Consider the following 6,510-nt stretch of genomic DNA (forward strand, 5'->3'; position numbering starts at 1 on the left):
CGGCATTCTGCCGAAGGTGGGGCGGGGGGGGGGGGGGGGGGGGGGGGGGGGGGGGGGGGGGGGGGGGGGGCCGCGGGGGGGCGCGCGCGCGGGGCGGCCGCCCCCCCCCCCCCCCCCCCCCCCCCCCCCCCCCCCCCCCCGCGGGGGGGGGGGCCCCCCCCCCCCCCCCGCCGCCCCCCCCCCCCCCCGGCGGGTGCCGGTCAACGCGCGGCGGTGGCCTGGGCGGTCAACTGCCGCTTCACCCAGTCATCGATCAGCCGCTTCTCGTAGCGCAGCGGATCGCTGTCGCTGCGCAGCCCGAGGGTGTGCAGGTAGCCGGTATCGGTCAGCTTGGCCTCGCCCTCGTCGACGATGCGGCCGCTGGCGTCCTTCAGCGTGTACTGCAGGGTGATGCGCGGCGGATAGATGTCGCGCATCACGCGGATGTCATTGGCGCGCGGGCCATGCCACGGTTCGTAGTCGCCCGCGCGCTTGATGTCGACCAGGGTGATGTCCAACGTCTGCCCGGCCTGCAGCGGCTTGGCGGCGCTGGTCTGCAGGTAGCGCGCCAGCTGCTGCACCCAGTCGCCGCGTTCGGCCTCGAAGCGGTTGTGGCTCTGGCGGATCTCGGTGAATGTCGCCGGATCGTTCCACTGCACGTTGACCGGGCCGTCGGCCTGCAGCGTGCGCGGCGCATCCGGGCTGGTGACGGTGCGCGGCGCGGCGTTCGCAGCACCCGCGGCAAGGGCCGCGGCCAGCAGCAGGGTGGCGGACAGAGAGCGGTTCATGGCGGTCTCCTGCGTCCCCGGAATGGGGGCGGATGTTGATCTCGCATCGAGTGTGATCCTGCCGGCGGGGCCCAGCAATGGCCGAATGCGTCAACAGCGTCGGCGGTTGTCGCCAATTCATGGTCGTCAACCATGACTGACGGCGCTTGACGCTGTGAATACGTCCTTTGGAAGATGCTGTGCCTCCATCCGGTACGCCCCAGACGCCCTTGTCCACACTGCCGCCCCTCGCGGAGCGCCCGCCCTTGATGGTTCCGGCGCCCGAACCCGACCTGCATCGCGGTGTGCTTGAACGCATCAACGCCGGCTTTTGTGTGATCCAGGTCATGTTCGACGCCGATCGCGCAGTGGATTACCGCTTCCTTGAGGTGAATGACGCCTTCGAGCGCCACACCGGTCTCAAGGACGCCCGCGGCAAGTGCATGAGCGCGCTGGAACCGAACCACGAGAGCGACTGGTACCGCATCTACGGCGAGGTGGCGCGCAGCGGACGGCCGGCGCAGTTCGAGATGGAAGCGCGGGCGCTGGGGCGCTCGTTCGCGGTGGACGCGGTCCGTGTGGGCCGCCCCGGCGAGGACAAGGTCGGCATCCTGTTCTTCGACATCACCGCACGCAAGCAGATGGAGCTGGAGCTGGGCGAGAGCGAGGCCCGGTTCAGCGCGTTGGCCGATGGCCTGCCGATGCCGGTCTGGGTGCTGGATGAGCGCGGACATGCGCGCTTCGTCAACAGCGCCTTCAGTGAGTTCTTTGGTGGCGACGAGACGCGTGTGCCGGAGGATGTCTGGCGCGGCCTGGTGCATCCGGATGATGCGTCGGTGTTCGAGTACGAACTGCAGGAAGCTTTGAAGGCGCAACGCTCCATGCATGCCCTCGTCCGCGCACGGCGTGCGGACGGACAGTGGCGATGGCTGGAAATGAACGCGCGTCCGCGATTCTCGCGGATGGGTCGATTCATCGGCCTGGCCGGCAGCAGTCCGGACGTGACCGAGCGCCGCGAGATCGAACTGGCCCGTGAAGAGCTGCTGCAGTCCGAGCGCGCCGCACGCAGTGCCGCCGAGAACATGGCGCGCCTGAAGGATGAATTCCTGGCGACCCTGTCGCACGAACTGCGCACGCCGCTGACCACCATCCTTGGCTGGAGCGAGCTGTTGCTGCAGCGTGTCGACAACACCAGCCCGCTGTACAAGGGGCTGGGCGTGATCGCCAACAGCGCCGGTGCACAGAAGCGGCTGATCTCGGACATGCTCGACCTCAGCAGCATGCTGCTGGGCAAGGTGCAGCTGGAAGTGGAAGTACTGGACCTGCGCGAACTGCTGGGCGAGGCGATCGGCGCGCAGGAGCTGGTGGCCGAGGGTAAGGCACTGGACGTGCAGTTGCGGCTGCCTGAGCAGCCCAGCCTGGTGCTGGGGGATGCGACGCGGTTGCAGCAGGTGTTCTGGAACCTGTTGTCGAACGCCATCAAGTTCACGCCGGCCGAGGGCCGCATCGAGATGCAGCTGCGGGCCGACGGCAAGCACTGGGAGATCACCGTGCGCGATACCGGTGATGGTATTGCTCCGGAGTTCCTCAATCATCTGTTCAGCCGCTTCCGGCAGGCCGACGGCACCACCACCCGCCGCCATGGTGGGCTCGGCCTGGGCCTGGCGATCGTGCAGCAGCTGGTCGAGCTTCACGGCGGCACGGTCACTGCGGCCAGCGAAGGCCATGGCCACGGTGCCACGTTCACCGTACGCCTGCCGCAGCATCTGCCCGATGCCGAGCGGCGGCCGCTGCGCGAGGTGATCAGCGGGCCGATTCTGGAGCCGGTGGTCGTCGAGCCCTATCCGCTGCGGGGCATGCACGTACTGGCCGTGGAAGACCAGCCGGAAGTGCTGGAGTACCTGCGGCGCATGCTGGAAGAGCAGGGCGCGACGGTGTCAGCTGCCAGTTCGGCCGGCGAAGCGTTGGCGCTGCTGGCCGATGCCGGCCACCTGCAGTACCACGTGATGCTGACCGACATCGGCATGCCGGGTATGGATGGTTATGGGTTGGTGCGCACCCTGCGCGAAGACATGGGCGTGGATGCGGCGACCCTGCCGGCGGTGGCCGTGACCGCGCTGGCGCGTGCGGATGACCGTCGACGCGCGCTGGCCTCGGGCTTCCAGGAGCATGTGGCCAAGCCGTACTCGGTGGCCCAGCTGGTGGCTGCGGTGCGCAAGGTGCAGGTGCCGCGCGCCGACAGCGCGCTGCACTGAGCATTCACGGTGGATCGGCGACCCTGCACGCAGGAGGTTCTCCGATGTCCCGTATTGCTCCACGCATCCATACCGACCCGGCCCAGATCGCGCGCCTGGAGGCCCTGCTGCCGCAGCTCGACGGCGAAACGCAGGTCGAACTGACCCTGCTCGATGGCCGCCGCCTGCTGGGCACGGTCGCCGTGCGCCCAACGGTGCAGCAGTACCGCAACGACGCCGGCGATGAAGGCAGCAACGGCCAGCTGCGCCTGGACGACTACGACACGCCGGTGCAGCAGCATCACGTCTGGCTCGACGAGATCGCCAGCATCCGCCAGCTGCCACCCAGAACGACGTGATCCGGCAGGGGGCCGGGCTCACGCCCGGCTGCGGTCCGCACGCCCGGGCCTCGGCTCGGGCGCGACTGGCACGTCAGTGCTCGAACACCGTCGGGGTTGCCTCGAACCGCCGGGCATAGGCGCGCTCCTCCGCTACCCGCGCCACCTCGTCGTCGGCCAGGTCCGGTGCGCCGTATACCGCGTATGCCACGCTGCCATCGGCGCCGTGGCCGACCTGGTGCAGCCGGTAGCGTGAATGTCCACCGCCGGTGTCCTCGGGGTAGTGCACGGGAGGATGGCTGCCTTCCAGGTCCATTTCGCTGTTGTCGACCACGCCACCGACGAACAAGGCACGCATGCGGATTCTCCTGCTGGAAGTCTCGGGGGACCTCTACCCTGAAGGGTCCGATGTTGCTGGGGCATCAATGCCCCGTTGAAGTTTCGCAAAGTGGCCTGCCGGGCCGGACCGCGCGAGCCGGTACAATGGACGGCCCTCACGCTTCAAGTAACCGCGCCGATGGCCGCCAGCGACGACGCCCCCCTGCAGACCCTGTTCCTGCCGTTCTCCCAGGGCGCGCTGCGCTGGCCGGACGGGCCGGTTGCGTTCCTGCGTGCCCGCGACGGCTGGCCACTGCGTGAGCAGGCCGGCGGGCGTGAGGTGCACTGCGAGCAGAGTTTTGCGCCGTTCGCGCAGCCCCTGCAGCAGGCCGCCGGCTGGACCGTCAGCGGCCAGCTTGACGATGTCGCGGGCCGGGGCCGCTACCCGCTGGTGCTGGTGCTGCCGCCGCGCCAGCGCGAGGAGGCCCGCGCGCTGTTCGCCCGTGCCCTGGCATTGGCCGCAGAAGGGGGCCGCATCGTCGCCTGCCAGTCCAACAACGAGGGCGCGCGCTCCGGCGAAGGCGACCTCAAGCAGCTGGCCGGCCTCGGCGGCAGCCTGACCAAGAACCATTGCCGGGTGTACTGGACCCCGCCACTGCAGGGCCAGCACGATGCCGACCTGGCCAAGCGCTGGAGCGCGCTGGATGCGGTGCGGCCGATCGTGGGTGGCCGCTTCCTCAGCCGCCCGGGCGTGTTCGCCTGGGACCGCATCGACCCGGCTTCGGCGCTGCTGGCCGAGCACCTTCCGGCCGATCTGGCCGGATGCGCGGCCGACCTCGGGGCCGGCTATGGCTACCTGTCGCGCGAGCTGCTGGAGCGTTGCCCGAAGATCACCGCGCTGGATCTGTACGAAGCCGAGCAGCGGGCCCTGGCACTGGCCGAGCTGAATCTTGCACCTCCGCCGCGCCCGCTGCCGCTGCGCTTCCTGTGGCGGGACGTCACCGCCGGCATCGAGCCGGGGTACGACGTCATCATCAGCAATCCGCCGTTCCATACCCCGTCGCGCGCGGACCGGCCGGATATCGGCCAGCGCTTCATCGCCGTGGCGGCGCAGGCGCTGCGCCCGGGTGGTCGCCTGTATGTGGTGGCCAACCGCCACCTGCCGTACGAACACACGCTCAACGACAGCTTCGGCGCGGTGCGCGTGGTCGCCGAGCGTGACGGGTTCAAGCTGGTCGAAGCGGTGAAGGGGAAGGGCCGATGAAGCTGGTCAAGCACATCGCCAACCTGGGCTATGGCAGCCGCAAGCAGGTGCAGTGGATGTTCCGCGAAGGCCGTATCACCGATGCCGACGGCGAGGTGCTGTATGCCGACGACCAGGTGCCGCACGAGGCCGTGCGGGTCGACGGCGAGCCGCTGGATCCGCCGCCGGGGTTGTCGATCGCGCTGCACAAGCCGGCCGGCTACACCTGCTCGACCAAGGACACCGGCCGCCTGATCTACGATCTGCTGCCGCCGCGTTTCCGCGACCGCGACCCGGTGCTGTCCACGGTCGGCCGGCTGGACCGCGACACCAGCGGCCTGCTGCTGTTGACCGATGATGGCGGCCTGCTGCACCGGATCATCTCGCCGAAGTCGAAACTGCCCAAGGTCTACGAGGTGGAGCTGGCCCAAGACCTGCGCGGCGACGAAGTGGCCCTGTTCGCCAGCGGCACGCTGATGCTGGAGTCGGAGAAGACCGCCCTGCTGCCGGCTGAACTGGAGGTGCTGGGTCCACGCAAGGCGCGCCTGGTACTGCATGAAGGCCGCTACCATCAGGTGCGCCGCATGTTCGCCGCTACCGGCAACCATGTGCAGGCACTGCACCGCAGCCGCGTCGGTGGCCTGGACCTGGAGGGGCTGGCCGAGGGGCAATGGCGGCTGCTGACCTCCACCGACCTGGATACGCTGTTCGCTCCATGACTGTCATCGCTGCGCTGCCGTTTCTTCCCGACGCCGTCATCTTCGACATGGACGGCCTGATGATCGACAGCGAGCGGGTGTCCATCGCCTGCTGGTGTGAGGCTGCCGAAGCGTTCGGCCTGCCGCTGGATGCATCCTTCTTCGTGCGCATGGTCGGCCTTGGCGATCGCGACAGCCAATCGCTGCTGCGCCAGCAGGGCGTGGAGGACAGCGTGATCGAGGCGATGGCGCTGCGCTGCCATGATCTGTATGAGCAACGCACGCAGACCGGCCTGCCTCTGCGGCCGGGCATCCTGGAGCTGCTGGAACTGCTGAAGGCGCATGCGATTCCGCGTGCGGTGGCGACCACCACGCTTCAGCCGCGGGCCAACCGCAAGCTGGGCGCTGCCGGTCTGCTGCCGTACTTCGATGCAGTGATCACCAGTGGCGACGTGGCGCGGCCGAAGCCGGCGCCGGACATCTACCTGCTGGCCGCACAGCGGCTGGGGCAGGCGCCGGAGCGCTGCCTGGCGCTGGAGGACTCACCTGCGGGGACCCGTGCGGCGTTGGCCGCAGGCATGACCGTGATCCAGGTGCCGGACCTGGTGCATCCCGATGAGGAACTGCGCGCGCTCGGCCATCGCATCGTCGGCTCGCTGCGCGACGCGCACGCCCTGCTGCTGCCGCTACTGCCGCGCCCGGCGTAGGCGCGCGCTGCCTTTGCGCCGGGCATGGCCCGGCGCTACCAGAATCGGCCATCGCATCGTCGGCTCGCTGCGCGACGCGCACGCCCTGCTGCTGCCGCTGCTGCCGCGCTTGGCGTAGGCGCGCGCTGCCTTTGCGCCCGGCATGGCCCCGCGCGACCACAATAGGCCAATTCATAGTCGGCTCGCAGCGCGACGCCCCCCCCCAGCAGCTGCCTTTTCCCCCCGG

The 6,510-nt window shown here is 69.6% G+C and carries 7 protein-coding genes; 5 read left to right on the forward strand and 2 right to left on the reverse strand.

Translation table 11 applies throughout. From position 1 onward, the window contains the following. Positions 1-200: 200 nt before the first annotated feature. Entirely contained in the window at positions 201-767 is a 567-nt protein-coding gene (locus ACVOME_RS18405; protein ID WP_053518248.1) for a DUF3016 domain-containing protein, read from the reverse strand. Between the two features lie 248 nt (positions 768-1,015). On the opposite strand from ACVOME_RS18405, the gene ACVOME_RS18410 reads away from it, so the two are divergent. Together ACVOME_RS18410 and ACVOME_RS18415 are read left to right on the forward strand one after the other, a co-directional pair. Next, positions 1,016-3,001, forward strand: a complete 1,986-nt coding sequence (locus ACVOME_RS18410) for a hybrid sensor histidine kinase/response regulator (RefSeq protein WP_065175384.1) — start codon at positions 1,016-1,018, stop codon at positions 2,999-3,001. Between the two features lie 44 nt (positions 3,002-3,045). After that, positions 3,046-3,339, forward strand: a complete 294-nt coding sequence (locus ACVOME_RS18415; RefSeq protein ID WP_053518253.1) for a DUF3247 family protein — start codon at positions 3,046-3,048, stop codon at positions 3,337-3,339. A gap of 73 nt (positions 3,340-3,412) precedes the next feature. Here the strand turns inward: ACVOME_RS18415 and ACVOME_RS18420 are convergent, their stop codons facing one another. After that, the gene (locus ACVOME_RS18420) at positions 3,413-3,676 is read right to left on the reverse strand and encodes a hypothetical protein (protein WP_053518254.1); all 264 of its coding nucleotides are present in this window, start codon (positions 3,674-3,676) and stop codon (positions 3,413-3,415) included. A 159-nt stretch (positions 3,677-3,835) separates the two neighbouring features. Here ACVOME_RS18420 and ACVOME_RS18425 point away from each other — a divergent pair, with 159 nt between their 5' ends. From ACVOME_RS18425 to ACVOME_RS18435, 3 genes are read left to right on the forward strand one after another with little or no spacing between them, the layout of a single operon-like run. Continuing rightward, complete coding sequence (locus ACVOME_RS18425) at positions 3,836-4,900, forward strand: class I SAM-dependent methyltransferase (protein WP_414487739.1); 1,065 nt, start codon at positions 3,836-3,838, stop codon at positions 4,898-4,900. Then, positions 4,897-5,598 carry a pseudouridine synthase gene (locus tag ACVOME_RS18430; RefSeq protein ID WP_065175382.1) on the forward strand — a complete coding sequence of 234 codons (702 nt, stop codon included), beginning with the start codon at positions 4,897-4,899 and terminating at the stop codon, positions 5,596-5,598. Before ACVOME_RS18425 ends, ACVOME_RS18430 begins: the two co-directional genes overlap by 4 nt. After that, a complete protein-coding gene (locus tag ACVOME_RS18435; protein ID WP_481505381.1) occupies positions 5,595-6,284 on the forward strand; it encodes an HAD family hydrolase in 690 nt (229 codons plus the stop codon). Before ACVOME_RS18430 ends, ACVOME_RS18435 begins: the two co-directional genes overlap by 4 nt. Positions 6,285-6,510 lie beyond the last annotated feature (226 nt).

The organism is Stenotrophomonas sp. STEN008, assembly GCF_056760435.1.

Coding starts and splice junctions, on each gene's coding strand:
- ACVOME_RS18405 (WP_053518248.1), bottom strand. CDS start 767: ATGAACCGCTCTCTGTCCGCCACCCTGCTGCTGGCCGCGGCCCTTGCC.
- ACVOME_RS18410 (WP_065175384.1), top strand. CDS start 1,016: ATGGTTCCGGCGCCCGAACCCGACCTGCATCGCGGTGTGCTTGAACGC.
- ACVOME_RS18415 (WP_053518253.1), top strand. CDS start 3,046: ATGTCCCGTATTGCTCCACGCATCCATACCGACCCGGCCCAGATCGCG.
- ACVOME_RS18420 (WP_053518254.1), bottom strand. CDS start 3,676: ATGCGTGCCTTGTTCGTCGGTGGCGTGGTCGACAACAGCGAAATGGAC.
- ACVOME_RS18425 (WP_414487739.1), top strand. CDS start 3,836: ATGGCCGCCAGCGACGACGCCCCCCTGCAGACCCTGTTCCTGCCGTTC.
- ACVOME_RS18430 (WP_065175382.1), top strand. CDS start 4,897: ATGAAGCTGGTCAAGCACATCGCCAACCTGGGCTATGGCAGCCGCAAG.
- ACVOME_RS18435 (WP_481505381.1), top strand. CDS start 5,595: ATGACTGTCATCGCTGCGCTGCCGTTTCTTCCCGACGCCGTCATCTTC.